This is a genomic window from Kangiella sp., assembly GCF_014762745.1.
Lineage (GTDB): Bacteria > Pseudomonadota > Gammaproteobacteria > Enterobacterales > Kangiellaceae > Kangiella.
On sequence record NZ_JABURJ010000110.1, the window covers coordinates 1 to 26,201 of the forward strand.

The window sequence follows — 26,201 nt, forward strand, 5'->3', positions numbered from 1 at the left end:
CTGTCAACACCTTTTCTGAAACTTTTTTTACCGCTTCTGAAACCGCCCTTCCTGGGCTTGCCTTCCGCGACTTCTGCCTCGAAAGTGGTGCGCATTATAAGCACCCTTTGCGACTTCGCAAGCTCTTTTTGAAAGTTTTTTTAAATTTATTTTAAACCGTCTGTTTTATGCTCAAAATGTCTATAAATCAGACTGTTATCGCTCACTTTTAATACAAACATTAAAAAAGGCCACCGAAGTGACCTTTATAAACGGATAATAAAGGTAGGTAACTATGGATATATAGTCACCTTATATCTCTACTTCAAAGTTACGTAGGCAATCTTTTTCTTACCTGCCTGTATGAGATATTTACCGGGTTTCAACATTAAGGATGGCTCGATAACTTCCCAATCCACTTTCACCCGTCCATTTTTTAGCATGTCTTTTGCCTGTGCTGAATTGGTGGCAAGTCCTGCCCGGTTAATCACCGCCCCAATTGGAAATTGCTCGGCTCCCTCCATATCAACCTCAACCTCAGGCGTTCCTTCTGGCACTTCACCTTCCTTGATAATGTTACCAGCAGCTTTATGAGCGTTATCGGCAGCATCTTTGTCATGGAAGCGCTCAATGATTTCCTTTGCCAATTCAATTTTGATGTCACGTGGATTAGCGCCCTGTGCAACTTGTTGCTTCAACTCATCAATTTCTTTCAATGGACGGAAAGACAGCAGCTCAAAATAGCGCCACATCATGCTATCTGGGATAGAAAGTAATTTCTGATACATAACACCTGGTGCTTCGGTGATACCCACATAATTTCCTAGCGATTTGGACATCTTCTGCACCCCGTCCAAACCTTCTAATAAAGGCATCATTAATACGGTTTGTGGACGCTGCCCATAATGCTTTTGTAACTCACGCCCCATTAATAGGTTAAAGCGCTGATCCGTGCCGCCCAACTCAACATCAGATTCGAGTGCAACCGAATCGTAGCCCTGAACCAATGGATAGAGGAATTCATGAATAGCAATTGGCTGCTCATTACCGTAGCGCTTTTTAAAATCATCACGCTCCAGCATTCGAGCAACGGTAGTATGCGAAGCAAGTTTAATCATGCCTGCCGCACCCAGTTTCTCACACCACTCGGAATTGAAAGCAATGGTAGTTTTTGCTGGATCAAGAATTTTGAATACCTGCTCTTTATAGGTTTCTGCGTTAGCAAGCACTTCTTCACGACTTAACGGCTTACGAGTAGCATTTTTTCCAGTCGGATCACCGATCATGCCTGTGAAATCACCGATCAGAAAAATAATCTCATGGCCCAGCTGCTGAAATTGACGCATTTTATTGATCAATACCGTGTGACCAAGATGCAAATCAGGTGCGGTCGGGTCAAAGCCAGCCTTAATTTTCAATGGCTTACCGGATTTCAGTTTCTCAAGTAATTCGTCTTCTAACAGAATCTCTTCGGCACCTCGCTTAATTTCTGCGAAAGCCGCTTGAACATCAGTCATTGTCTCGTATTTCCTCTATTTACATTGGGCACAAAGATACACGAAAACCCCGAGGATGCAACGAATTTGCACTTCAATAAGGTCCGCGACACAGTTCACAAAATATCGTCTTTTTCACACTTTTCGATCTTGGATCGAAAAAACGCCCTGTTTTTATCATTTTACATTGACCAAAACACCTATTATGGTTAAGGTTATTGCGCAAAATCTGTTCAACCAACTTCTTAACTAATGCGATGATTAACCGAGATTACAAAGGCTTTCAGAAAAGCAAACCACTCTTTTCCCGTAAAAAAACACGGCGAAAGGGCATTTTGCTATTTTCCGCCACGTTTATCGCTCTTTTAGCAGTGACCAGCTTCATAAAGATGACTCCGGGAGAAGAGTCAGAGCAACAAACCACACAACAAGATACTGAAACCCTTCAATTAAACCTTTCATCGGACGAAACACAAACCATCCAGTTATCAGAAGTTTCTTCTGATGAGGCTTCTGATAGTGATCGGGCTATGGGAAGCAACTCATTAGACAAATTATCTCTGACTGAAATTGCATTAAAAGCAAGCCGTGAGAACGCTCCGGTCATCCAGGAAGAAGTGATTGAGCCAGAACCCCAGGAACCACAGATTGAGTGGCAGAGCCTGACCGTTGAGAATGGCGACAGCCTGGCTAAAATTTTTAAGCGCAAAGGTTATAGCGCTTCTGATCTTCATTATATGATGCTAAGCGACGAGAAAATTGAGTTACTCAAGAAAATTCGCCCTGGCCATACCCTGGAATTTGCCAGTAATGAGGACAACAGCTTCCTTGGTCTACGCTATCCTTACAGTGTTAGCGAAACCCTCCAGGTAACCAAGCTGGCAGACAAAAAATTCGACGTTGCGATTGACGAAAAAGAAATTGAATTCAAGACCCGTTTTGCAACGGCGACCATTACCAGCAGTTTTTACATGGCGGGTAAAGAAGCTGGCCTTCCTGATGGCATCATCATGGAGCTGGCAGGCGTGTTTGAATATGATATCGATTTTGCGTTAGAAATCCGTAAAGACGACAACTTCTCAGTACTTTACGAAGAAAAATATATTGATGGTGAAAAAGTCGGTTATGGCAACATCCTGTCTGCCGAATTTACTAACCGAGGCGACTCTTTTGCAGCCGTGCGTTATACCGATACCAATGGTCGCACCGCCTACTACACACCTGAAGGCAAGGCACTGCGTAAATCGTTCCTGCGGGCTCCATTGCAGTTCAACTATGTCAGCTCGAACTTTAATCCAAAACGTTTCCACCCAATTCAGAAGCGTGTAAAGCCGCACCGTGGCGTTGATTATCGCGCACCAATTGGTACGCCAGTTCGTGCCGCGGGTGATGGTCGCGTTACTCACTCCGCTTACAACAAATACAATGGTAACTATGTGTTTGTGAAACACGGCAACAATATTACCACCAAATATTTGCATTTCTCTAAGCGAGCGGTGAAACAAGGTGAGCGAGTGAAGCAGGGCCAAATCATTGGTTATGTCGGTTCAACCGGTATGTCACAAGCACCGCACCTGCACTATGAGTTTGTGGTCAATGGCGTTCACCGTAATCCTAGAACCGTGAAATTACCGCACGCAGCTCCTGTGCCGAAAGAAGAAATGGAACGTTTTAGAGAACAGAGCAAGCCATTATTAGCCCAACTTGAAACTGAGCGAACTACTTACTTCGCGCGCTTAACAGAGTCTGGCAGTAACAACAATAACAGCAAGCTTCAAAAGTAATCATCCATGGCCTTATATATTGGCTTGATGTCGGGTACCAGCGTCGACGCAATCGACGCGGTACTCTGCAACATCGATGACACATCTTCTCAACCCATCCAGCTTATACACAGTAAAAGCCTCGCTTTTCCCAAAGTCATCCAGCAACAGATTCACTCACTCAGTAACGCTGAGTATACCCATGATCCGATTGAAGAAATGGCTTTGCTGGATCGTGAACTGGGTGAGTTATTCGCTGAAGCTGTCGATGATCTGCTGAAAGATAGTGTACACACAAAAAATGAAATCAGAGCGATTGGTAGCCATGGGCAGACCATTCGCCATCGCCCAGATGCTTACCACCCCTTTACCATTCAGATAGGCAATCCACACAGCATTGCCGCTCAAACCGGTATCGCAACCATAGCCGACTTTCGTACTCGCGATATGGTCTATGGTGGCCAGGGCGCTCCATTAGTGCCAGCATTCCATCAGGCCATTTTCCACGATCCAGCACAGGATCGTATCGTTGTTAACCTCGGTGGTATCGCAAATATTACTTATCTTGCTACCCAAGGCGAGGTGCTTGGCTACGATACAGGCCCTGCCAATACCTTAATGGATCAGTGGATCGCGCGACATCAAAACAAAAGTTATGACCAGAATGGTGAGTGGGCACAACAGGGCAAAGTGATTCCAGAACTCTTGCAGGACTTTCTGGGCGACCCATACTTTACACAAGCACATCCCAAAAGCACTGGCCGAGAACACTTTAATCTTAACTGGCTGAAACAGTTTGCCATTGACTCATACCAGCCAGTGGATGTTCAGGCCACCTTGCTGGAGCTGACGGCTCAGACTGTTGCCGAGGCCATTCAAAGCCACACTCAGGAGGGTAAGGTCATTCTCTGTGGCGGTGGAGCCTACAACCCAGTCTTACAAGAACGCCTAGCAACAAAACTGACTCAGTTTAAGATCATGAGTTCCCAAGAGTTTGGCATTGCTCCGGACTGGATCGAAGCCATGGCTTTCGCCTGGTTAGCACATCGCTGCCTGAATAATTTGTCGGGCAACCTGCCCGCAGTCACTGGCGCTCAACGTGAAGTTATTCTAGGCAGCATTTATCCTGCTTAAGCTTTCATTTACTACAGCCATAAAAAAATGCCAATGACCTGTGACCATTGGCATTCTCAGCTGCTTGTTCTTTGTTTTATAACGAGAACGAAGAACCGCAACCACAGGTCGTTTTTGCCTGCGGGTTGCTAATAATAAAACGAGAGCCCTGCAAACCTTCGGTATAATCGACTTCCGAGCCCATCAAATACTGAAAGCTTAGTGCATCGATCAGAATTTTAACGCCATCCTGCTCAATTGCCATGTCGTTATCATTCTGCTTTTCATCAAAAGTAAAACCATACTGAAAGCCAGAACAACCTCCGCCCGTCACAAAGACGCGCAATTTAAGCTGATCGTTCTGCTCTTCCTCGATCAACTGTTTGACTTTTCGGCTTGCAGCTTCTGTTACTGTAATTGACATTCAAATCTACCTAAACACATTGATGCTTCTATTATACCCGAATATGGGGGCCTGACTTCAAGATCTCAAGAGAATAGCAGTTATGCAAACAAAGGGACAGACAAGACGAACATAAAAAAACGCTACTCGGACAAAGCCTCAAGTAGCGTCTTAATAACAGATAACATTAAGCTCTTACAGCTTCACTATCATCGGAGTGGATTGAATTTTCAGACTTTTTTTCGTCTGATGACTCCTTGCTGACTTTAGCTTCAGAAACCACTTCGCTATGATCAGGCTTGTGCTCTAGCGCATGCGGCTCACCCAGATTAACCATTTTACCATTAACGGTTGCGCCAGCGTTCATTTCCATAACCTTGTAATAAAGGTCACCGTTTACTTTGGCACCAGGTTTTAGCTCTACTTTCTGCGATACGCGCACATCACCGTCAACCTGGCCAAAAATCACCACGAACGGCGATTCAATATTTCCCTCAATTCTGCCGTGAACCCCAACTGACAAAACTGACTGCTCATGATTGGTACCATGAATATCACCTTCAATCACTCCATCGACAAACAAAGCGCCCTCAAAAGTCAGGTCGCCTTTGATGCTGGTTCCTTCTGCTATCAGTGTATCCACATTGTGTGATTTACTTTTATTACCCCACATTATTGTCTTCTACCTCATTTGGAGTTTGTTGTTGCGATTCGGCTTGCCAAGGATAGTCCTGCAATACCGTTTCACCACCACGTCCAGAAGATGTGACTTGCACCCGAACCAGCTCAGGTACAAAACCTTCTGGAATATTAAATGTTCCTCTGTGGCTCGCCACATAACGGAACTTAAATTGAGTATCTTGCTGAGACAGAGCTTCCAATTCCTGCAGGCTGTAACTTTTGTCCTCACCATCTTGTTTACCAACCAGGGTAATAGAGTAAGAACCCGATACATCTCGCTGCTGCTGGCCGGCCTGAATCAGCATGAGTCGAAAGTTAAATTGATCAACTTTACCTGCTACAGACTCCCATACAAAGCTAGCAATTTGCAAGCCACTTTCTACAGCATTGGGATCGAATATACGTAAAAATGCCTGTTTCTCTTTTTCCAGGTTATGTATCTGCGTATTGAGCTTTTGAATATCTTTCTTCAGCTCTGCAGTTACCTGATGCTCAACCTGATACTGCTGTTGCCAGTGAATCAGGCTGTTATTGGATTCTTCCAGTTGGCTACGAAGATTGCCTAAACGCTCATTGGCTGAACCGTAGCCCTGATATTGGCGCTCACTGAGCCAATAACCCAGGCCAATAGCACCCAGTAAAATGATCAGCATGAAAGCTGCCCAGCTCCAGTACCAGCTGGCTTTGCGACGCTTACGAATAATATAGTCTGGCTGATGGGAATCTTTAGTCATAAATTGTTGAAATCATTTGTTCTTGCGGCTGCATTTTCTTATTATGTAACTAATTGAATACAATGGCTAATTTTTTTAGCCTTCACCACAGCGACGATAATTTGCGATTAGAGCAAATTTATTCTTCGCAGGGAACAAAACTTATCACAAACTCACAACGCCAATGACACTGATCGACCGCTTACGATTACGACTTGGGGGCTTTGACGCATTAGCTCTTATGGCGCTTATTGGCTTGATTTGCGGTCTTCTTGCCGGCGGTTCCAACATTCTGTTTCGACTCTTTACCGAAAGCTCGCTGGTTCTCTGGGCAACTGATCCCAACACTAAAACTGATTATGAAACCATGGACTGGCTGTATCGATTACTGCTGCCGACCATTGGTGGCCTCATCGTGGGCTTGCTTTTACAACAGTTGAAACCAGAAAATCGTCAGGTGGGTGTTTCCCATGTTCTTGAGCGCATGGCTTACCACCAGGGACACCTCCCCCCGAAGAATGCTTTTGTGCAGTTTGCGCTGGGTGGATTGACCATTGCTTCGGGCCAGTCTGTTGGTCGTGAAGGTCCGGGCATTCACTTAGGTTCAGCATCGGCCAGCTGGGTTGGCCAAAAACTGAAACTGCCCAATAACAGCACCCGCATTCTGGTCGGCTGTGGTTGCGCCGCAGCAATTTCCGCTAACTTTAATACACCACTGGCCGGGGTGATTTTCGCCATGGAAATCATCATCATGGAATATGCGGTGGCCAGCTTTATTCCGATTATTCTGGCTTCGGTTGCCGGTGCCATTTTAACCCGCCTGGTATTCGGTGATGGTGCCTCATTCGACGTGCCTTCCAAACTCGACATCCAGTCTCTTTGGGAAATGCCCTACTTCCTGCTGGTGGGATTTGCCGGCGGTGTATTAGCCAGTATTTTTATCATCGCGACCCGCAAGGTTCGGCAAATTTCGCGCGAATGGCCTGTGTGGCTAAAAACCACCGTGGCAGGCACCAGTGTCGGGATTATTGCGATTGGTATTCCTCAGGTAATGGGGATTGGTTACGACTCAGTCAATAGCGCATTGCAGGGCGAGCTGGCGCTGACGATTCTCGCTCTGGCTCTGGTCGGCAAAGTCATCGCAACCATAATCTGTTCGGGCTTGTCGCTACCGGGTGGTGTTATCGGCCCGGCCCTGTTTATGGGCGCCATGCTGGGCGGCGTGATGGGCGATATTGGTGGCGAACTATTCCCTGACCATGCCAGTTACACAGGTTTTTATGCAATGATTGGTATGGCAACCGTCATGGGTGCAGTACTGCAGGCGCCGCTTGCTGCCCTGATGGCTTTATTGGAACTGACCAATAACCCCAACATTATTTTCCCCGGCATGTTTTCCATCGTAATCGGCAATATGGTCGTGACCCAGCTGTTCAAGCAACAATCTTTCTGGGAAACCCAGATGACCGATCGCGGTCTCGACCTGCGCGTCAGCCCAATCAAACAAGTGCTTCGAAGTATTGGTGTCGCAGGCGTGATGTCACGCAGCATGGCAACACTCAACTTCCGCTCTACACCTGACGAAATTCAGATAGCACTTAAAGACAAACCACGCTGGGTTCTGGTTATGGAAGACGACCATGTCACTTCCCTGATGGTAGCCAGCGATCTGGTTCGTTACATGATGGAGCGAGAAGAAAAACAGCGGGAAGAAACACCAAAACCTGACGCAGAGCAAAAACGCAAAGTCATTAATCTGTTAAAAATACCAGCCAATCGTCAGGATCTGGTTTCCATCAACTTGCAGGCAACGCTTGAAGAAACATTTGATAAGATGGAACAGGCAAAAATGTCAGCCGCTTATGTCTACCGGATCACACACGACGGCCAAGAGCGTATTTATGGCGTCATTACCCGCGATATGATTACTGACCAATACGTTTACACACATAAACCCTAAGGCTTAGCGCATGCTGTGGATCAAAACCTTTCATATCTTTTTTATGGTCGCCTGGTTTGCAGGAATTTTTTACCTGCCCAGAATCTTCGTCAACCTGGCGATGACAGAAAACGATGGCGCCTTCAATCAGCTCAACATCATGGCGCGCAAGCTGTATCGCTTTATTACCCCATTCATGGTGCTTACAGTAATCTTTGGCTTCTGGCTGGCTTCCTATAACTGGAGCTATTACATGAGCTCTGGCTGGTTCCACGCCAAGATGACACTCATCGCCCTGCTCATCATTTACCACTTCGTTTGCGGTATGTACCAGAAGCAATTCGCCGATGGAACCTGCAACAAAAGCCACACCTATTTTCGCATCTTTAACGAACTGCCGGTTCTGATTCTGCTGGGAGCTCTAATTCTGGCGATTGTGAAGCCGTTTTAAGGGACTATTTAAAATGAAATACCTTCTTATTTTTATTATTGTGTTCTCGATGTTAGGTTGCGACTCACAATCACCCGAAACTCTAATCACTGAATTCAAGCAATCTATAGAGACAAAAAATTTATCAAAATTGGAAAGCCTTTACTTAGATGAGCATTATAAGTGCTCTTTAGACCAAGTTAATTTTCCAGAAAAGTTACATGAGCTGAATTTTGAAGTTAGTTCTATGACAACTGAAGCTATAGAGAACTATAAGATGGCTTATCGTTCAGAAGTCACTAAAAATATCAAGTTTGCTGAGTATCTACAAAAAGGATTAAGCTACAAAGATGCTGGAAAAGAAACATACAAATACTTAAGTACAGAAACCAACTCTCGACAAGGTCTAAATTTCAAAATGATTCCCAGCCATGAAGCTAATATAACTTTAAAGTTTACTTCGAAGAGCGATGACAAGATCTGTCCACAAAAGGGCACAAAGCGTATGACGCTATATTTTGCTAAAAATGAAGGACAATACAAAATAATCAACCCTATGTGCGACGTGAAGTTAGCTACTAAGGATACAGCTAAGATCGTTGAAAGTATTGAGGCTAAATATACTCAACACATTGACCTAGCATTACTAACAGAAAGATATATAGCTGAAGGGCTAAAAGGGATAAAAGCCTATTCTAAAGAAACTAATATACCCGAACCATTAGTACTTGATTCTTATCTAACTAATATTTGCCCAAGATTGTTTGCAAACTACTGACAAGACTTAATGAATTTAAAACCAATGTAACCACCATGGATTTATCTTCTCAGCTTTTAGTAAAGGTAATTTCATTTCCAAAGGCCTAATGCCATTAACCAACGTTACCAAAACAAAACTCAACAGCATCAATAAATACCAGGACGACAGCTTGGCAAGTGGTACCATTTGCCAGGCTTCTTTTTGATTGGGATAAAGCCAGATATTGGCATAAGTCGCGATATTCTCGGCGAACCAGATAAAGAGCGCGACCAGAAACCAGCCGAACAGCAATGGCATTTTGCGGTGCGTTTTAATGACTTTAAAGTGAATCTGGGTACTGAAGAACAGATAAAAAGTAACTGCCAAAATGACCCAACGTAAGTCATACCAATAATGGTGAGTAAAGAAATTGATATAAACCGCAACCACTAAAACAACCGTCGTCCACTTTGGCGGATACTTGCTGTAACGAAAATCAAAAATGCGCCAGACCCGAGCCAGATAGCTGCCTACCGCACTGTACATGAAACCCGTAAATAGCGGCACGTTAGCAATGCCAAAAATAAACTCTTCAGGATAGTGCCAGGACTGAATCGCATCGGAGGTCTTAAATAACTCCATGACAGTCGCCACCAGATGGAAGACGATGATAACCAAGGCTTCCTTCCAGGTTTCCAGCTTAAACAACAACATGAAAACCTGAAACATGATCGCGGCAAGGAAGATAAAGTCGTAGCGGTGCAAACCTTCAATCGGATACCAATACTTGGTCACCAGCATCACAGCCAGCAGGAAACCACCGAACATACAGGCATAGGCCTGCTTCAAACCAAAGATCCAGAACTCATGCACAAACTGTTTGATATTCTTCATTTAGATAGTGCCATTCCCCAGTTGATGGAATGATACTACCTAATTTATTGGGCAAAATCCTGCGTAATTATGGCCAATTCTGTTAATGGTTGTTACAGCTTCTCTCTTGGCACAAACTCCAGGACTGTAGCATTGATGCAATAGCGTTGCTTACCATTCGGACCATCATCAAATACATGCCCAAGATGAATACCAGTTGAAGCAGAGCGAAGTTCGGTGCGTTGCATACCGAAACTATTATCTTCATGATAGGTAACTGAGCCGTCTACTGGTTTTGTAAACGATAACCAGCCAGTTCCTGAGTTAAATCTATCACGCGTATCGAATAATGGCTGTCCACTGAGCTTATCCACAAAAACGCCATCGGGTGTATTCTTGAACACTTCATACTGCTTACAGAAGCGACCATCGGTGCCTTTTTGGAACGCCACATTGAAAGCCTCCGAATCACCCAGCTTGAAGTAACCTAGCGCTTTGTAAAATTCCTTCGCTGATAAGTAGCCCTGGTAGCCTAAAGCCTCTTCGCCATTATCAATAAACAGAATGGTCGGCGTTGCCCAGGTTGGTGTTTTGATCTCAAGCCCATCTAACTGAGAAGCATAACGGAACGTCATAGGAATGGTGCCCTGATAATCGTTCGCCACATCCTTTTTGAATTTCTCACAATAAGGGCAATAGTCCTGCGAATCGACAATCACAATCTGTTTGCCACTTAACAATGCACTGTTATCGGCTTCATCAAGATCCTGCTTGCCGTCAAAAGTCACACCAGTGGAAAAGTCAGGGCAATATCCATTCGGATTTTTGCGCAGATAATCCTGATGATACTCCTCTGCAGGATGAAATTTATCGAGTGGTTTAATCACGGTCACAATCTTGCCGTAACCAGCTTTACTCATCAGTTCCTGGAACTCGTCTTTTAAACGATTGGCAATTTTTTCCTGCTCAGGACTATTGGTCAAAATGGTGGAACGGTATTGAGTTCCGACATCGTTTCCCTGACGATTTAATTGAGTCGGGTCATGAGACTCGAAATAATCTTTGATAATGGTTTCAAGACTGATTTGCTGCGGATTAAAAGTCACTTTAACCACTTCCGCATAATTATCTGGATTAGACTTATGTTTTGCCTTGGTGATTTCGGCATAAGTCGCAGGATGACCGCGACCATCGGCATAACCCACTTCCGCATCAATCACACCCGGTAAAGCCTCCAAACGCTTCTCAGCACCCCAGAAACAACCCTCGCCCAGCACAATGGTATCCACATGCTTGGTCGCTGGCATATCCTGCTCAAGGCTTTCAGGTTTTTCTTTATTAACAAAGGGTTGCTTGGATAAGCTTGCAGATTGAGCTCGCATCATCACAAAAGCAAGCCCAATGACAACCAAAACTGTGACGATAAAAACAGAAAGATATTTCATCTAACTCACACCATTATTCAGGGATGGATTTAGTATGTACAAAGAGCCATGAAAATTTAGTCAAAATTCGGCGATCGTCAGTACACAGTGAGTTAGATGACCTTTCTGCTGAAATGTTACATAAAGTTTAGTTATTAGTTCATACCTACACTCTATAGGCTATTCCTTTTCCATCACCACCGCTGTGCCAAAGGCTAACAACTCAGCAGCCATGCTGGCGATCATGGAGGTTTCGAAGCGCACGCCGACCACAGCGTTAGCACCGAGCATTCTAGCTTCGTCACACATGCGGTCTATCGCCTGCTCGCGGCTTTCCGCCATCAACTTGGTGTATTCATGCACTTCACCGCCAACCAGATTACGCAAGCCTGCCAGAATATCTTTACCCACATGGCGTGTGCGCACGGAATTGCCACGCACTAAACCGATCACTTTACTAACCTTATGACCAGGCACTTGCTCCACTGTATAGACTTCAATATCGCTCATCGTTTTATTCCTTCTTTTAAAATTTAACGTTTTTGTATTTATCTGTTTTCAAAGCTATCAGTCTTTGGCGCAGTACGCTACCCAATAGCAACAGCACACCGGCTTCAATCAGAAACACGCCAGCTTTTACCCACAATGGAACTGATGGTTCGGTGTAGAAGGTAAACAACTGCCACACCATAAAACCGACAAAGCCGATAATTAAAATAATCCAGCCCACAATTGCCATACCGTTGGCCACGGGCTCTTTCATGATTTTATCCAATTGTGCCTCCTCGCATTCAGGATATTGCAAGTTACCCATTTCCTGCTTAATCGCCAATAAATCGTCATACACGGCTCGGCATTGGTCGCATGATTCAATATGCACACGCACTCTTTGTCGATCCTGCTGGTTTAATTCATGATCGATATAACCGCTGATAAGTTCCTGGGTTTTATCACACTGATTCATGATTCACCTCATTCAATTCGTTTTTCAAAAGTTCTCGCAATGCCATTCGAGCCCGATGTAATCTCGACATCACAGTGCCAGCCGGAATCGCTAATATTTCCGCAATATCCTCATAGCTATTACCATGATAATCGCGCAACACAATCAACTCACGTTGCATCAGTGGCAAAGCATTCAAGGCTGTCATTAATCGCGTTTTAATTTGCAGTTGCTCAAGTTGTCTTTCCGGCGACTGAGTTGATGAACTTTGCTGTTCAGTATCCAGCTCATCCGCTCGCGACAATTGCCGAATCCGATCAATCGCGGCATTACGCACGACCCGATAAAGCCATTTCTGCAAATCGATACCGCCTTTTGGAGCCTTTGGATGCGCCAGAGCCTTTTCTACACTGGCCTGCACCACATCCTCCGCATCAGTTTGACTACCCAATAGTTGCACTGCAAAAATTAAGGCTTTTCGGCTGTAATCAATCAATTCCTGCGACAATGACTTTGCCCTCTTGTTGTCGTTCTCAATGGTTTAACGAGGAGTTAACGGTTTTATTCCATTATTTATAATTTTTATCCTAAAAGTTATAGCATGATAAACCCAAAAGCTATAACAGCTGCCAATATTAGTATCATCTAACCGTTTTCTTAATATCATTAATTGAAGTAAATACAAACAGTTACTATACTCACTTCGGTATTATTTGAAACAATAGGGAAACAACATGAATATCCTCAAAGACCTTGGGAAGGGTTTTTACACACTTCTTTTTATCGCACCACTTTTCTGGATTATTCCAGCCCTGATAGAAGGCTTACAACACTTTGTTGAAGTACAACTTGGAATGTTCACCATTGGTGACGGTGTTCAGGACGGCAAAGAAAAAGCTATTCGCTTACTATTTGGTTATTTTAAAGTTATCAGCATAACAATCCCCGCATTGTTAATTCTCAAGCTGGCCGCTAATCAATGGGATAAACGTCAATTATTTCCCTTAACCTCATTCGAAAAGAAAGTATTCATTGCAGTTCCGCTGTCATTATTGCTAGCGCTCATTTTTGTTTTCTATTTCAGCGCTCCTGTAGTCGCCTGGCTGAATAGCCTACTTAATATCCCTCAAGGATTGCTACCTTTCATGCCTGTTATACTTCTGCTCATTCCAATGGCTCTGTTGCGCCAACCCTTTTTAAAGATGTTGCTTCGCTTATCGGGAATTAACATAGAAGGAAACTCTCTCAGCGCTCTTATCTTTTTGAAATATTAATGTTTCTATTCACTGCTCTGTTACTGACTGCACCAATGATATTGCACTACAAACTGGGGCTTGATTGGGCGATGGGTGCAACCGGCTGGGAGCTTTTTGGGTTGCTGGCTGCTGACTCAGTTCTAGTTGGCTTTATGGCATTATTGATGGGGCTATCTATGCGTTTAGCAGTTACTGCTACATATGCCAAAAAACTAACCCTCACCGCTGATCAGCCCACATAACAGTAAAATACCTGTCATGCATAACCACTATCAGTGATCACCATTGACATTCGCGGTGGGGTAACGCTTCAATAGTAATTACCGAAAAGAACAACTGGAAGCTACTATGAGTAACACATCCGACTATACCCCACCAAAAGTCTGGAAATGGGAAAAAGAAAGTGGTGGCAAATTTGCCAAGATTAATCGCCCTGTGTCGGGTCCTACACACGCTAAAGATTTACCAGTAGGGAAACACCCTCTACAGCTATATTCCCTAGCCACGCCCAATGGCGTTAAAGTGACTATTCTGCTGGAAGAACTCCTAGCCAAAGGTATTACCGAAGCAGAATACGATGCCTATCTGATTGATATCAGCGAAGGTGATCAATTCAGCAGTGGCTTTGTGCAGATTAATCCCAATTCAAAAATCCCAGCGATGGTTGATCACAGCACCACCCCACCGACTCGTATCTTCGAATCAGGCGCCATTCTGTTATATCTTGCTGAAAAATTTAATGCCTTTCTGCCGAGCAAACCTGAGCAACGCGCTGAATTGTTGTCATGGCTTTTCTGGCAGGTTGGGAGCGCGCCTTATGTCGGCGGTGGCTTCGGCCATTTCTTTAAATATGCGCCAATCAAAATCGAATACTGCATTGACCGCTTCACTATGGAAGCCAAGCGCCAGCTGGATGTTCTGGATAAGCGTCTGGCCAACAATAAATATATCTGTGGTGATGAATATACCATTGCCGACATGGCGATTTGGCCCTGGTACGGCTGTCTGGTACTTAACGAAGTCTATGAAGCCGCCGAGTTTTTACAGGCCGATACCTATAAACATGTGATGCGCTGGGCGAAAGAAATCGCTGGTCGTGACGCGGTGAAACGTGGCCGTATGGTCAATCGCACCTGGGGCGAGCCGCATGAACAGCTGCATGAACGCCATGATGCTAAAGACTTCGATACCAACACCGAAGACAAAAAAGACGACTAAGGAACGAAGCGGCCATGCAAAATAACAGAATAGCCATCAGCATCTGGATTGCCATTTTCATGGTCGTTTTCATCTGGTCAGGGATAGGTCCTAAAGATCGTATGACCTGGATGCTGGAAGTGGCGCCGGCAGTGCTCGGTTTTATCGCACTAGTTATCACCTACAAACGCTTCCCGCTGACACCAATGCTTTACATCCTGATACTCATACACAGCATCATCCTGATCGTCGGCGGCCACTATACTTATGCCGAAGTGCCGCTGTTCGACGACATGAAACAATGGTTCGGCTGGGAACGCAACAACTATGACAAACTGGGGCACTTTGTACAGGGTTTTATCCCTGCCATGATCGCCCGCGAACTCATGATACGACTCAATGTTTTTAATAGCGCTAAATGGCGCACCTTTTTTATCATCAGTTTCAGCCTCGGATTCAGCGCCTTTTATGAATTGATTGAATGGTGGGTCGCGCTTCTTTCTGAACAGGCTGCCGAAGCTTTCCTCGGCACCCAGGGCTATGTCTGGGACACCCAATCCGACATGTGGTGGTGTTTACTCGGCGCTATTATTGCATTGCTCACCTTGAGCAAATGGCACGATAAGCAGTTGGAAAAATTAAAATAAGACTCGCGGTGTGCCAAAGCACACTCTACTACTAAGCCTCACGCTTCTGTCATACCGCGGCTAGACCGCGGTATCCAGTGACTTTTGAAGATATATAAAGATAACCCAGCATGGCGCCCCTAAAACCCCAACTCAGCCTTTGTCTCTCAACAACCCACCTATATCAACTTGCCATTTATCAAGGACTTAATTACTCTTAGTCACTTCACCAAAAATAAGAGAGCAAACACATGGAACAACTAAAACATTCTGGCTTGGGTATCACAACATTCGTCTTGGGGTTAATTGCGCCGATCGGTTTAATTCTTTGCATCATCTTCGCGGCGATTGCAGAAGCGTCCAGTTATGGGGGTATGGATCCAAATTCCACTCAAGCGGTGGTTATTGGATTGTTTTTAATATTGTTTGTTCTTTTAGCGCTAGTTGCCATAGGTCTTGGCATCGGTGCTTTCGTACAAAAAGGCTACAAGAAAATTCTGCCAATCCTTGGTGTAGTGTTTTCATCGGTTGTCCTGTTATTCACAGTCCTCCTGATGATTATTGGCGCTAACGCTGGCTACTAGATACAAAAAAGCCTCCAATCGGAGGCTTCTTCTTAACAAAATCTATCGCTTAAAGACTTTTCTTGAACTCGTCGGTCATCAGTTCGAAATCTTCTTTGCCGACGCCGCAGTCCGGGCAGTACCAGTCTTCTGGCACATCTTCCCAGCGGGTTCCGGGCGCGATGCCATCTTCTTCCCAGCCGAGTTCTTCGTCGTAAACAAAATCACAAACCAGACAACGGTATTTTCTATATTCCACCAGCTAAACCTCTCGAATCTCTATCTGTATGGGCTTTTCAGGGCCACATTGTAAGCATTTTGCGCTGAATTGCTAGCAACTGAGGGGACAAATAGGCCAAAGATACACCAATTGGGTAACTTCATGTTAGAATTGCGCCAACTTAAAAGTCATAATAAACATTTGGGTGCACGCATGGTTTTTCAAGGCCAACATATTCTCTCCATTGACCAATTAGACCGCGAGGCGGTTGAGCGAATCCTTCAAGTTGCTGATTTAATGCACCCCTACGTGGCTCGCGAAAAAAGCTGTCGCGTCCTGGATGGCGCAGTGCTTGCTAATATGTTCTTCGAGCCCAGCACCCGCACCCGTATCAGCTTCGGCACAGCCTTTAATCTACTGGGCGGCCATGTGCGCGAAACCGTTGGCATGTCGACCTCGTCCCTAGCTAAAGGCGAATCGCTGTACGACACTGCTCAGGTACTTTCGACTTACGCAGATGTGGTGGCCATGCGCCATCCGCAAGCTGGCTCTGTAGCTGAGTTTGCAGCAGGCAGCAAAATCCCGGTGATCAATGGTGGCGACGGCCCGAATGAACACCCAACCCAGGCTCTGCTTGATATCTATACCATCTTCAATGAACTGAACCGCATTCAAAAAGGCACCGAGAATTTGCGCATCGCAATGATGGGCGACTTGAAAAACGGCCGCACAGTTCATTCACTGACACAATTGCTGTGTGTCTTCCCGAATATAGACTTTACCTTTGTCGCGCCCAATGCCTTGGCCATGCCAGACAAAGTCTTAGCGGTTTGCGATAAACATAATCATCGCGTCACCATTACCGAAAGCCTCGAAGACGGCCTGCAAGGTCAGGATGTCGTATACCAGACGCGCATTCAGGAAGAGCGTTTCGAAACGCAACGCGAAGCGGATTTATACCGCGGCAAATATCGACTCAACCAATCGCTTTACGAAAAACTTTGCGACCCGAACACCATCATCATGCATCCGCTACCACGCGACTCACGCCCGGAAGCCAATGAGCTGAGCAATGACATGAATGATAATCCTAATCTGGCGATATTCCGTCAGGCTTATTTCGGCGTCAAAGTGCGCATGGCCTTGTTTGCGCTCGTGCTGGGTGTTGAAGACAAGCTCAGTCAATACGAAGCTCCGGTCAGCTGGCACTCGAACAAGCTTTAATTCGTATCTCAATTTTCATACCAAATTATCGGAATTTTTATGACCACATCAGATCAACTTTTTAATCGCGCCAAACAGCACATTCCTGGTGGCGTCAACTCTCCTGTTCGTGCTTTCAACGGCGTTGGTGGCACTCCGATTTTCTTCAAGTCTGCAAACGGTGCCTACTTCACCTCAGCCGACAACAAACATTACGTCGATTACGTTGGCTCATGGGGGCCAATGATTCTTGGCCACAACCACCCAGCGATCTTAGAAGCTGTGATTAAAGCGGCTGAAAAAGGTTTGAGCTACGGCGCGCCGACCGAAGTCGAAGCGGAAATGGCGGAAAAGATCTGCGAATTGATTCCATCGATTGAAATGGTGCGCATGGTCAACTCAGGCACCGAAGCGACCATGAGTGCGATTCGTCTGGCGCGTGGTTACACCCGTCGCGACAAGATCATCAAATTTGAAGGTTGTTACCACGGCCACGCCGATTGCCTATTAGTTAAAGCAGGTTCTGGGGCATTAACCCTTGGCGAACCCACCTCACCGGGCGTACCAGCGGATTTTGCCAAACACACCTTAACCGCTGAGTTTAATAACCTTGATAGCGTTAAGGCGCTATTGTCAGAGTTTGGCGAAGACGTCGCCTGTATTATCGTCGAGCCAATTGCCGGTAACATGAACTGCATTCCGCCTGTTCCGGGCTTCCTCGAAGGCCTGCGCGAACTGTGCGATCAGCACGGCGCCGTATTAATTTTCGACGAAGTGATGACCGGATTTAGAATGGGCATTGATGGCGCACAAGGTTACTACAACATCAAACCTGACATGACGTGTTTAGGCAAAGTCATCGGCGGCGGTATGCCAGTAGGCGCTTTTGGCGGTAAAAAAGAAATCTTCGAACAGCTGGCGCCACTTGGCCCTGTCTATCAGGCAGGCACTTTATCAGGCAACCCAGTAGCCATGGCCGCAGGCCTGGCCGCCCTCAATGAATTATCAAAGCCTGGCTTCTACCAGCCACTGTTCGACTACACCGAAAAATTAGTAGACGGCATGCGCGCGATAGCCCACGAAGCCAGCATCCCATTCACCACCAATCATGTCGGCTCCATGTTCGGCTTCTTCTTCAACGACGCCGAAACTGTCACCAGTTACCAACAAGTCGCCAACGGTGATCTGGAACGCTTCAAAAAGTTCTACCATGACATGCTAGACCAACACATCTACCTGGCACCGTCTGCGTTTGAAGCAGGTTTTGTTTCAGCCGCCCATGGCGAAGAAGAACTCGAGTTAACTTTGAATGCAATGAGAAAAGCGTTGTTGTAAAACTTAACCTCCTTGATTACCATTAATTTGGTAATCAAGGAGAAAGCATCATGAGTAAATTGAAACGCAAACCAACTCATCCAGGACTCATTCTAAAAAAAGATATACTCGAACCACTGAAGCTTTCAATTACACTAGCGGCTCACATGCTAGGTATAACTAGAAAACGTTTATCCAATTTCGTCAATGGCAAAGTATCTTGCACGCCAGAGCTCGCCCACCGCCTAGCTTACATGACCAACACCACCGTTGCTTCGTGGCTCAATATGCAGAACGCCTTAAACATTTGGGAAGAGGATAAAAAAGAAGCTCCAGAAGGAGTGCAGAAGTTAGAAGCGTTTTCTTAACCGTAGGGTGCGTCGCGACGCAGATCCTGCCCCTTGGGTGCCGCTCTTAAGAATTAATCAATTGCACTAACCTACTGCGCAAATCTTCGCTAAACTCATTCAAGTCCGACTCATTAATTAACTCATATCTAAGCATCAGCAAAAGACTCATAAACATATTCGACCTTGAATGATGATCTAGACAATCCTGAAGAATTTTTGCTTGTTCATCAACAAACCCTTTTGCATTCCAGAATTGCTCTGTGGGAGTGTGCTCAGTGTTAATAACAATCTTTATCAGCTTTTCATTCTGCTTAGCCAAATATCGCTCACGCCAGCCTTCAAGACTTTTCCTATAAACTTTCCAATCAGACTCTAAAACTTCAGAACTCATAAAATACTAAACCTCACTCCATATCGTAGGGTGCGTCGTGACGCAGATCCTGCCCTAGGGGTACCGCTCTTATAACCTGCAATCTACCACCAAACTTAAACCTCACCAAATCTGCCTTCAAATTCACCACATCCGGCCCAGTCAATTGAAAACAAGCCTCGTTTGCCATCACGATGGAATGTCGAATAAGGCCAATCTCTCACCCTCTTAACCCACTGATGCTTCACAGGATTGATATAACAATAATGGATATGGTTTATATAATCTTCTTCGTCTCGAATTTGATGCTCCCAAAAACGTCGTTGCCATACACCTTTTTCATTACGAGTTATTCTTGAAATGTGATCGATAGCATTGAGATTAAGCCGCTTGGTGAAACCTTCTTTAATTAATCTCAATCGATTTGAATAATCGTCATCATTTTGCGGTAACGTCATCACCATATGAAAATGATCCGGTAAAATAACCAATGCATCAAGTTTGAAAGGAAGTTGCTTTTTGACGTGATTAAACGATTGACGAAGCTCATTGATATGACGGGTTAATAACCCACTCTTACGATCCAATATGTTAACGGTAAAGAAATAGGTACCTCCCTTTACCTTTGCTCTTCGATAGTTCGGCATCCATGCCCTCCTTGAATTTATCGGTGCGTCACGACGCACCCTACGTTAACTAGTCTCCGACAAACATTATGCCATACCCATCAGCTTCAGACTGCTTCAATACTTTCAATAGAGAATTATAGAAAACGCTTTCTGTACTGACTTCCTCGATTGATTGGATTAGTGGGAGCACTCCGGAGCTAAGTTTAAGATCGCTGTATTGATCAATCAGCAGACCGGTCTTTGACTTAAATCTTTCTATTGCTGGATATAACTCTTCGTATTCTGTACTGCTTATTGAAATTAATAATTCTGCAGGCTGTCCATTTTGAAGCTTATGTATATCTAAACTCATACTACAAATCTCTGTCACCGTAAGGTGCGTCGTGACGCAGATCCTGCCCTAGGGGTGCCGCTCTTTTGATTGATAATCTATCATCAATTCATCACCTTACCAAACCGATTAAAATCCCCGGCGAAATATGCTTAAATGCTTCTTTTTACAGATTTCGATGATTTCCTATGATGAATTTAGATTTGACGGGTAAAAGTGCTTTGGTCTGTGGTTCGAGTCAGGGCATGGGTAAGGCGATTGCGGAGCAGTTGGCGTCGCAGGGTGCGTCGGTGATTCTTCTTGCGCGGAATAAGGCGAAGCTTGAGGCAGTGCGCGATGGGCTGGATACATCCAAAGGTCAGCAGCATGCGGTTCTGGTGGCGGATTTTGCTTATCCCGAGCAGGTTAAGGCGACAGTAGCTGAGTTTTTGAAGAGTGGTCGTCTGGTTGAGATTCTGGTTAATAACACGGGCGGTCCTGCGCCGGGTCCTGCCAATTCAGCCGAAACTGACGATTTTCTGGCGGCTTTCAATCAGCATTTGATCTGTAATCATGAGTTGATGAAGCTGTTAACACCGGGTATGAAAGAAGCGAATTATGGGCGTATCATCAATGTGATTTCTACTTCGGTTAAGCAGCCTTTGCACGGCCTTGGCGTGTCGAATACGGTGCGCGGGGCGGTAGCCAACTGGGCGAAGACGTTAGCCAATGAGCTGGGCCAGTTCAATATCACGGTCAATAACGTGTTACCGGGCGCGACCAATACGGTGCGCTTGGAAGCCATTATTCAGAACAAGGCAAAGAAACAAGGCGTTTCCATCGAGGAGATGGAAGAAGAAGAAAAGTCGATCATTCCTATGCGCCGTTTCGGTGAACCGGAAGAGTTCGCTAATGCGGTAGCGTTTTTAGCTTCGCCCGCGGCGGCTTATATTACAGGTATTAATTTGCCGGTAGATGGCGGACGCACCAGCTGTCTGTAATCAGCACTAGAGAACCACTATGCAAATCATCAAGAACTACGTTAATGGCCAATTGCTCGATCCGTTTGCCGGTCAATACATTGATAATGTTGAACCGGCCACTGGGCAGGTCTACAGCAAAATCCCAAACTCGGATGAGCATGATTTAGAGCAGGCAGTCGTTGCCGCGGAACATGCGCAAAAAGGCTGGGCTAATACTCCGCTTGAGAAGCGCGCGGAAATTTTGTGTCGTCTGGCGGATATCATCGACGCCAATGCCGACATGTTGGCGCAAGCTGAAGCCATTGATAACGGCAAGCCGATTACTCTGGCCAAGAATGTTGATATTTATCGCGCCTCGGCCAATATTCGATTTTTTGCGCACGCCATTACTCAGTTCTCCAGCGAAAGCCATGCCATGGAAGATGTGGCCATTAACTATACCCTGCGCGATCCGATTGGCGTGGTCGGTTGTATCTCTCCCTGGAATTTACCACTCTATTTATTCACCTGGAAAATCGCGCCAGCACTAGCCAGCGGTAACGCAGTCATTGCCAAGCCATCGGAAATCACACCAATGACCGCATTTTTGTTTTCCAAGCTGTGCATAGAAGCAGGTCTGCCCGATGGTGTCTTGAATATCCTGCATGGCACAGGCCCCAGTATTGGCGGCCCATTGACCACTCATCCGAAAATCAAGGCGATAAGCTTTACCGGCGGCACAGCTACCGGGGCTCAGATCACCAAAGTCACTGCGGGCATGTTCAAGAAGTTATCGCTCGAACTGGGCGGTAAAAACCCAACTTTGGTCTTTGCCGATTGTGACTTTGAAGATACGGTGAATAATGTTGTTCGCGCAGCCTTTTCGAATCAAGGTCAGATTTGTTTGTGCGGTTCTCGCATTTACATTGAGCGCCCTATTTACGAAAAGTTTAAGCAGGCTTTCGTGGAGAAAGTAAAACAAATCAAGATTGGGGACCCGCTAGAAGCTGACACCCAACATGGCGCACTGGTTTCCAAAGCGCACATGGAAAAAGTGCTCTCCTACATTGAACTGGCAAAAGAAGAAGGCGGCACTATTTTGACTGGTGGTAATCAGGTAACTTTAAAAGGCCGTTGCGAAAATGGTTACTTTGTCGAGCCAACCGTGATTGAAGGCCTGACCAATCATTGCCGAACTAATCAGGAAGAAATTTTTGGTCCAGTCTGCACCATCATGCCATTTGATACAGACGATGAAGCCATCATGCTCGCCAATGGCACTGAATACGGTTTAGTCTCCAGCGTCTGGACCAACGATCTCAAGCGTGCGCACCGCGTCGCCAAAGAAATTGAAGCCGGCATCGTCTGGATCAATTGCTGGTTACTACGCGACTTGCGAACGCCTTTCGGTGGCGTCAAAAATTCGGGCGTAGGACGTGAAGGTGGCTTAGAAGCTTTACGCTTTTTCACCGAAGCCAAGAATGTGTGTGTGAAGTATGGGTAAGGTATGAACAAGGTGTTTTCTAAGCTTCCTATCACTGGTCTTCTCACTTCTTTTATTGTAGGAGGCTTAGTCTTCAATCTTGCTTTTTATTTAACATTTAAAGAAGTCAGTAATGCTTGGATTTCATTAATTTTAATAGGCGGTCTAAGCTTTCTGCTAAGTTACTTTGCGGGGTTTGCTTTAAAAAAGACCCTAAAGAAACTGGGTTATAACAGGTCTGATATAGAATGAGTGCCCTACTATACATAATTACATTTGCTTGTACTCTTTCTCCAGTAGTAATAAGTCTTTGGAGAAAAGTTAATAAACCATTTCGCTATATCATCGTCAGCTACTGCTACTTTCTCACGATTAGTATTCTGTTACTTCTAATTCTTAATCCTCTTTTCTTATTCTCAATTAACCTCTTACCACAGTTAAACTATCAAAGTGATATAAAATTTTTTACCTATTTAGATCATATGCTTTCATTCTCCTATGAGCATGCTTATCTAATCACACTGCTTATACCATTTGTCAGCATAAAACTCGTAAACAAATACTCCTGATTTTTTCCTGTTAAAGCCACTGGATCCTGCGGTTAAACCACAGGATGATCGTATCTTTGGTTAGGTGTATACCCTAAAGCTTGTTATTCTGGTGGGCCAAGGCCCACCCTACAACCAAGAGCAGATTCCGGCTCGGAGGCCGTAATGACAAAATATTAAGTTGGTGTAAGCCTTTTTAGGACTTTTTATTTGGTAGTATGTCTGACTTCTTTTATACAAAAAAAGCGGCCACATCGGGCCGCCCTTCCTACTTTTGAATATTAATTCACGCGAATCGGAATGTAGGTTGCATTGTTGCTTTCTTCTACTTCTGCAATGGTGTTGTTTGGATCTAACAAGCCACCTAAGAAGTAGTTTTGACCTGAGTTCAGGTCTGATGGAATCGTCACGGTACGTGTTGAAGTATAGACACTACCTTCAGGCTGCAATGAGAAGGAGGTGCTCGCAATCAAGCGATCTGCAGTACTGATGAAGTTATTGGTTGAAACGTAATAGTAAATCGTTGGCGCCTGACCTGACTCACCATTATTTTCATAGGTTAACTCCATACGAACCTGCTGACCTTTATTGACATTGTAACGACGCTCGCCATTGACAGTAGTGTATGGCAGTTCTACGCCCGAAGTATTATACAGCTTGGTACGAATGTGTGAGCTATATGCACCACTGGCACCGCTGTATTTCCAGTGAACCAGACCGACATCCTGAATATTGCCTGCGTTGTTACCGTACAACTGGCGTAGACCATAGTTTGCGTCTTCACCCATGTAAGCTAGCGCGTAGACGTAGTTACGATGGATGTGATCCCAGTCCTGTCCCATGATGCTGTAACGACCATTTTCATGACCTAAACCTGCGCCATGGCCAAATTCATGCAATGCAGTAGTTTTAAACGGACGAGATGATCCGCCATATGGAGTTAAAGTATCAGCACGTGCACGAATGCCGTATTCAACACCTGGCGTGTAATTCACCGTATTTTTGAACACTATGTCAGACTCAGTAATGTTATTGCTCCAGCCAAAGAACCAGCTGCATGAACTCCAGGTATAAGCTACTGCTGGTGCACTAATACTGCTTGACCACCAGACTTCATTCTGACCGTTATTCATGCCGATTGAAGTGTCATCGTATAGCATTGAGAAACGGATTTTACTGGGGTTCTTGTTGAACTGAGTAATGACATGACCAAGTGCTGTGCGGTAATCATTGCCCGCTGGAAATCCCACAGAGCTTGCTCGGTAGGTCACACTGTTGGTGTTCCACTTTTTATAGACACCATTACATGATGTATCCAAAGTTGCTGCTTGCGTTTCCATTCCTAAAAACGATGCAGCGATTACGCTAGAGATTAAAATTAATTTCTTCATTGTACTTCCTCCGTGAAGTAGTGATTATTGATGGTCGACATCATCGATGATGTCTTGAGCAGGCTGCTTGGCACGCGCTGGAACAGCAGGTGCTGACATAGCAACAGGAATCGCCGCCGAGAATCTTTGCGCAATATTCTCGCTCTTGATTTCTTTAGCTGGCTTACCTTTCATAGCAGACTGAACAGCCTTCTTAAATTGCTGAACTGAAGCACCTTTTGCTTGAGCTTGAGCTTGCGCTGGCAATGTTTTGCCGACAACTTCGCCTTGCTCATCATCCATCATAGCTGGACGCTGTGCTCTTTCAGCAGCCTTACCAATTTGTACAGGCTTACCGCTCTCAGTAAAGACTTCGCCACTTTTCACTTTGAAGAAGCCTTCGGAGCAACGAACCAATGGACATTGGCCATCGTCTTTTTCAGCAAGCATCAAAATGTTCTCTTCGCCAAGATTGAACTCAGGAACATTGGATACTTCAAGCACATCATATTGCGTATCGCTGACTTTTTTAATGCCGCCAATAAAACGTAGTGTTACTTGGCGACCATTTTGTCGACCTTGGAAATCATCTTCGATTTGATAAGTCACAAAGGTGTGAGGAATGCCTTCCACAGAGTCCTTGTAGTCAATGTTGACCACTTTTCCTTGAACAATGTGTTGAGCTTCTTTTGCAAGTGATTCAATTCCTTTTGAATCATTCATTGATGCTATGGTGGGTAGAGATGCAAATGTTAGCGCAGAAAGAACTGCACCCAGCACTGCACATTTTTTTGTATTAAGGTAACTTTTTTTCATAAAACTTACTCCTTGTTGATTGATCGCTTATTCCATATAAGCAGGAGTTATATTATGAATTTTGTAAGCCTTGACAATATGCGAAAAGCTGTAACTCATTGATTTTCATATTTGCATTGGATTTTTGATGTGTTTTCAGCGATTGCATGATCGATTGTGAGATATGTCTTACACAAGAACGGCATATTTGCTGTGGCTTAGAATATTACAAAGAGCAGATTCCGGCTCGTAGGCCGGAATGACAATACGTGAGGATGGTGCCTTGGGATGACGATGAGATGCACGATAAATGATAATAGTAGGTTGGTGATGAACGAAGTGAATCCCAACAGCAATGTAATTCAATAAGTATTTGTTGGGATTCACTTCGTTCATCACCAACCTACATCCAGATCGAGCAACAAAAAATCCTGCCCCCCTGATACATCACCAGTCGACGTTTTCTAAAACTAAAAAGGCGAGCACATTGGCTCGCCTCAACTCTATTG

Annotated in this window: 30 protein-coding genes; 15 read left to right on the top strand and 15 right to left on the bottom strand. The window is 45.0% G+C overall.

Annotation, left to right across the window (positions count from 1 at the left end):
- Nucleotides 1–299: 299 nt before the first annotated feature.
- Nucleotides 300–1,496 carry a tyrosine--tRNA ligase gene (gene tyrS / locus HUJ19_RS08845; RefSeq protein ID WP_290623532.1) on the bottom strand — a complete coding sequence of 399 codons (1,197 nt, stop codon included), beginning with the start codon at nucleotides 1,494–1,496 and terminating at the stop codon, nucleotides 300–302.
- A 368-nt stretch (nucleotides 1,497–1,864) separates the two neighbouring features.
- Between tyrS and HUJ19_RS08850 the strand changes: the two genes are divergently transcribed.
- Together HUJ19_RS08850 and HUJ19_RS08855 are read left to right on the top strand one after the other, a co-directional pair.
- Nucleotides 1,865–3,259, top strand: a complete 1,395-nt coding sequence (locus HUJ19_RS08850; RefSeq protein WP_290623534.1) for a peptidoglycan DD-metalloendopeptidase family protein — start codon at nucleotides 1,865–1,867, stop codon at nucleotides 3,257–3,259.
- A gap of 6 nt (nucleotides 3,260–3,265) precedes the next feature.
- Nucleotides 3,266–4,372 carry an anhydro-N-acetylmuramic acid kinase gene (locus tag HUJ19_RS08855; RefSeq protein WP_290623536.1) on the top strand — a complete coding sequence of 369 codons (1,107 nt, stop codon included), beginning with the start codon at nucleotides 3,266–3,268 and terminating at the stop codon, nucleotides 4,370–4,372.
- A 76-nt stretch (nucleotides 4,373–4,448) separates the two neighbouring features.
- Here the strand turns inward: HUJ19_RS08855 and erpA are convergent, their stop codons facing one another.
- The 3 genes from erpA to HUJ19_RS08870 form a co-directional block, all read right to left on the bottom strand.
- The gene (gene erpA, locus HUJ19_RS08860) at nucleotides 4,449–4,775 is read right to left on the bottom strand and encodes an iron-sulfur cluster insertion protein ErpA (protein WP_290623538.1); all 327 of its coding nucleotides are present in this window, start codon (nucleotides 4,773–4,775) and stop codon (nucleotides 4,449–4,451) included.
- A 166-nt stretch (nucleotides 4,776–4,941) separates the two neighbouring features.
- Nucleotides 4,942–5,427 carry a polymer-forming cytoskeletal protein gene (locus HUJ19_RS08865; RefSeq protein WP_290623540.1) on the bottom strand — a complete coding sequence of 162 codons (486 nt, stop codon included), beginning with the start codon at nucleotides 5,425–5,427 and terminating at the stop codon, nucleotides 4,942–4,944.
- On the bottom strand, nucleotides 5,417–6,169 hold the full coding sequence (locus tag HUJ19_RS08870) for a DUF6776 family protein (protein ID WP_290623542.1): 753 nt from the start codon (nucleotides 6,167–6,169) through the stop codon (nucleotides 5,417–5,419). The genes HUJ19_RS08865 and HUJ19_RS08870 overlap by 11 nt, the downstream gene beginning before the upstream one ends.
- 163 nt (nucleotides 6,170–6,332) lie before the next feature.
- Between HUJ19_RS08870 and HUJ19_RS08875 the strand changes: the two genes are divergently transcribed.
- Genes HUJ19_RS08875 through HUJ19_RS08885 form a run of 3 tightly spaced genes read left to right on the top strand, consistent with a single transcriptional unit; the run spans nucleotide 6,333 to nucleotide 9,295 of the window.
- Nucleotides 6,333–8,108, top strand: coding sequence for a chloride channel protein (locus HUJ19_RS08875; RefSeq protein ID WP_290623545.1), 1,776 nt, complete (start codon nucleotides 6,333–6,335; stop codon nucleotides 8,106–8,108).
- Between the two features lie 10 nt (nucleotides 8,109–8,118).
- Entirely contained in the window at nucleotides 8,119–8,538 is a 420-nt protein-coding gene (locus HUJ19_RS08880; RefSeq protein WP_290623547.1) for a CopD family protein, read from the top strand.
- Between the two features lie 13 nt (nucleotides 8,539–8,551).
- Nucleotides 8,552–9,295 (top strand): hypothetical protein, encoded by a 744-nt coding sequence (locus tag HUJ19_RS08885; RefSeq protein WP_290623549.1) that lies wholly within the window; start codon nucleotides 8,552–8,554, stop codon nucleotides 9,293–9,295.
- A gap of 15 nt (nucleotides 9,296–9,310) precedes the next feature.
- Here HUJ19_RS08885 and HUJ19_RS08890 read toward each other — a convergent pair whose 3' ends face one another.
- From HUJ19_RS08890 to HUJ19_RS08910, 5 genes are all read right to left on the bottom strand, one after another.
- A complete protein-coding gene (locus HUJ19_RS08890; protein ID WP_290623551.1) occupies nucleotides 9,311–10,150 on the bottom strand; it encodes a DUF817 domain-containing protein in 840 nt (279 codons plus the stop codon).
- Between the two features lie 92 nt (nucleotides 10,151–10,242).
- Nucleotides 10,243–11,574 (bottom strand): peptide-methionine (S)-S-oxide reductase MsrA, encoded by a 1,332-nt coding sequence (gene msrA, locus HUJ19_RS08895; protein WP_290623553.1) that lies wholly within the window; start codon nucleotides 11,572–11,574, stop codon nucleotides 10,243–10,245.
- Between the two features lie 159 nt (nucleotides 11,575–11,733).
- Nucleotides 11,734–12,063: a YbjQ family protein gene (locus tag HUJ19_RS08900; RefSeq protein WP_290623555.1), complete on the bottom strand. Its 330-nt coding sequence runs from the start codon at nucleotides 12,061–12,063 to the stop codon at nucleotides 11,734–11,736.
- Nucleotides 12,064–12,079: 16 nt separating this feature from the next.
- Nucleotides 12,080–12,517, bottom strand: coding sequence for a zf-HC2 domain-containing protein (locus HUJ19_RS08905; protein WP_290623557.1), 438 nt, complete (start codon nucleotides 12,515–12,517; stop codon nucleotides 12,080–12,082).
- Complete coding sequence (locus HUJ19_RS08910; protein ID WP_290623559.1) at nucleotides 12,504–13,004, bottom strand: sigma-70 family RNA polymerase sigma factor; 501 nt, start codon at nucleotides 13,002–13,004, stop codon at nucleotides 12,504–12,506. Before HUJ19_RS08910 ends, HUJ19_RS08905 begins: the two co-directional genes overlap by 14 nt.
- 226 nt (nucleotides 13,005–13,230) lie before the next feature.
- Between HUJ19_RS08910 and HUJ19_RS08915 the strand changes: the two genes are divergently transcribed.
- The 5 genes from HUJ19_RS08915 (at nucleotide 13,231) to HUJ19_RS08935 (ending at nucleotide 16,159) form a co-directional block, all read left to right on the top strand.
- Nucleotides 13,231–13,770, top strand: coding sequence for a hypothetical protein (locus HUJ19_RS08915; RefSeq protein WP_290623561.1), 540 nt, complete (start codon nucleotides 13,231–13,233; stop codon nucleotides 13,768–13,770).
- Nucleotides 13,770–13,994 (top strand): hypothetical protein, encoded by a 225-nt coding sequence (locus HUJ19_RS08920; RefSeq protein WP_290623566.1) that lies wholly within the window; start codon nucleotides 13,770–13,772, stop codon nucleotides 13,992–13,994. Before HUJ19_RS08915 ends, HUJ19_RS08920 begins: the two co-directional genes overlap by 1 nt.
- Before the next feature lie 106 nt (nucleotides 13,995–14,100).
- Nucleotides 14,101–14,970, top strand: a complete 870-nt coding sequence (gene yghU, locus HUJ19_RS08925; RefSeq protein WP_290623568.1) for a glutathione-dependent disulfide-bond oxidoreductase — start codon at nucleotides 14,101–14,103, stop codon at nucleotides 14,968–14,970.
- Nucleotides 14,971–14,984: 14 nt separating this feature from the next.
- Nucleotides 14,985–15,596: a DUF2238 domain-containing protein gene (locus HUJ19_RS08930; RefSeq protein WP_290623570.1), complete on the top strand. Its 612-nt coding sequence runs from the start codon at nucleotides 14,985–14,987 to the stop codon at nucleotides 15,594–15,596.
- A 230-nt stretch (nucleotides 15,597–15,826) separates the two neighbouring features.
- On the top strand, nucleotides 15,827–16,159 hold the full coding sequence (locus HUJ19_RS08935) for a hypothetical protein (RefSeq protein ID WP_290623572.1): 333 nt from the start codon (nucleotides 15,827–15,829) through the stop codon (nucleotides 16,157–16,159).
- Between the two features lie 49 nt (nucleotides 16,160–16,208).
- Here HUJ19_RS08935 and HUJ19_RS08940 read toward each other — a convergent pair whose 3' ends face one another.
- Nucleotides 16,209–16,397: a rubredoxin gene (locus tag HUJ19_RS08940; RefSeq protein WP_012800329.1), complete on the bottom strand. Its 189-nt coding sequence runs from the start codon at nucleotides 16,395–16,397 to the stop codon at nucleotides 16,209–16,211.
- A gap of 174 nt (nucleotides 16,398–16,571) precedes the next feature.
- Here HUJ19_RS08940 and HUJ19_RS08945 point away from each other — a divergent pair, with 174 nt between their 5' ends.
- From HUJ19_RS08945 to HUJ19_RS08955, 3 genes are read left to right on the top strand one after another with little or no spacing between them, the layout of a single operon-like run.
- The gene (locus HUJ19_RS08945; RefSeq protein WP_290623574.1) at nucleotides 16,572–17,582 is read left to right on the top strand and encodes an aspartate carbamoyltransferase; all 1,011 of its coding nucleotides are present in this window, start codon (nucleotides 16,572–16,574) and stop codon (nucleotides 17,580–17,582) included.
- 39 nt (nucleotides 17,583–17,621) lie between these two features.
- A complete protein-coding gene (gene hemL / locus HUJ19_RS08950) occupies nucleotides 17,622–18,896 on the top strand; it encodes a glutamate-1-semialdehyde 2,1-aminomutase (RefSeq protein WP_290623575.1) in 1,275 nt (424 codons plus the stop codon).
- A gap of 50 nt (nucleotides 18,897–18,946) precedes the next feature.
- Nucleotides 18,947–19,243 carry a HigA family addiction module antitoxin gene (locus HUJ19_RS08955; protein ID WP_290623577.1) on the top strand — a complete coding sequence of 99 codons (297 nt, stop codon included), beginning with the start codon at nucleotides 18,947–18,949 and terminating at the stop codon, nucleotides 19,241–19,243.
- A gap of 46 nt (nucleotides 19,244–19,289) precedes the next feature.
- Here HUJ19_RS08955 and HUJ19_RS08960 read toward each other — a convergent pair whose 3' ends face one another.
- From HUJ19_RS08960 to HUJ19_RS08970, 3 genes are all read right to left on the bottom strand, one after another.
- Nucleotides 19,290–19,616 carry a hypothetical protein gene (locus tag HUJ19_RS08960; RefSeq protein ID WP_290623579.1) on the bottom strand — a complete coding sequence of 109 codons (327 nt, stop codon included), beginning with the start codon at nucleotides 19,614–19,616 and terminating at the stop codon, nucleotides 19,290–19,292.
- A gap of 95 nt (nucleotides 19,617–19,711) precedes the next feature.
- Entirely contained in the window at nucleotides 19,712–20,242 is a 531-nt protein-coding gene (locus HUJ19_RS08965; RefSeq protein WP_290623581.1) for a transposase, read from the bottom strand.
- A 49-nt stretch (nucleotides 20,243–20,291) separates the two neighbouring features.
- On the bottom strand, nucleotides 20,292–20,576 hold the full coding sequence (locus HUJ19_RS08970) for a hypothetical protein (RefSeq protein WP_290623583.1): 285 nt from the start codon (nucleotides 20,574–20,576) through the stop codon (nucleotides 20,292–20,294).
- A gap of 167 nt (nucleotides 20,577–20,743) precedes the next feature.
- Between HUJ19_RS08970 and HUJ19_RS08975 the strand changes: the two genes are divergently transcribed.
- Nucleotides 20,744–21,535, top strand: a complete 792-nt coding sequence (locus HUJ19_RS08975) for an SDR family oxidoreductase (protein ID WP_290623585.1) — start codon at nucleotides 20,744–20,746, stop codon at nucleotides 21,533–21,535.
- Between the two features lie 19 nt (nucleotides 21,536–21,554).
- Nucleotides 21,555–23,000, top strand: a complete 1,446-nt coding sequence (locus tag HUJ19_RS08980) for an aldehyde dehydrogenase (protein ID WP_290623587.1) — start codon at nucleotides 21,555–21,557, stop codon at nucleotides 22,998–23,000.
- An 808-nt stretch (nucleotides 23,001–23,808) separates the two neighbouring features.
- Here HUJ19_RS08980 and HUJ19_RS08985 read toward each other — a convergent pair.
- Both HUJ19_RS08985 and HUJ19_RS08990 read right to left on the bottom strand, forming a co-directional pair.
- Complete coding sequence (locus HUJ19_RS08985; protein WP_290623589.1) at nucleotides 23,809–24,918, bottom strand: CARDB domain-containing protein; 1,110 nt, start codon at nucleotides 24,916–24,918, stop codon at nucleotides 23,809–23,811.
- Nucleotides 24,919–24,942: 24 nt separating this feature from the next.
- Nucleotides 24,943–25,713: a hypothetical protein gene (locus HUJ19_RS08990; protein ID WP_290623591.1), complete on the bottom strand. Its 771-nt coding sequence runs from the start codon at nucleotides 25,711–25,713 to the stop codon at nucleotides 24,943–24,945.
- Nucleotides 25,714–26,201 lie beyond the last annotated feature (488 nt).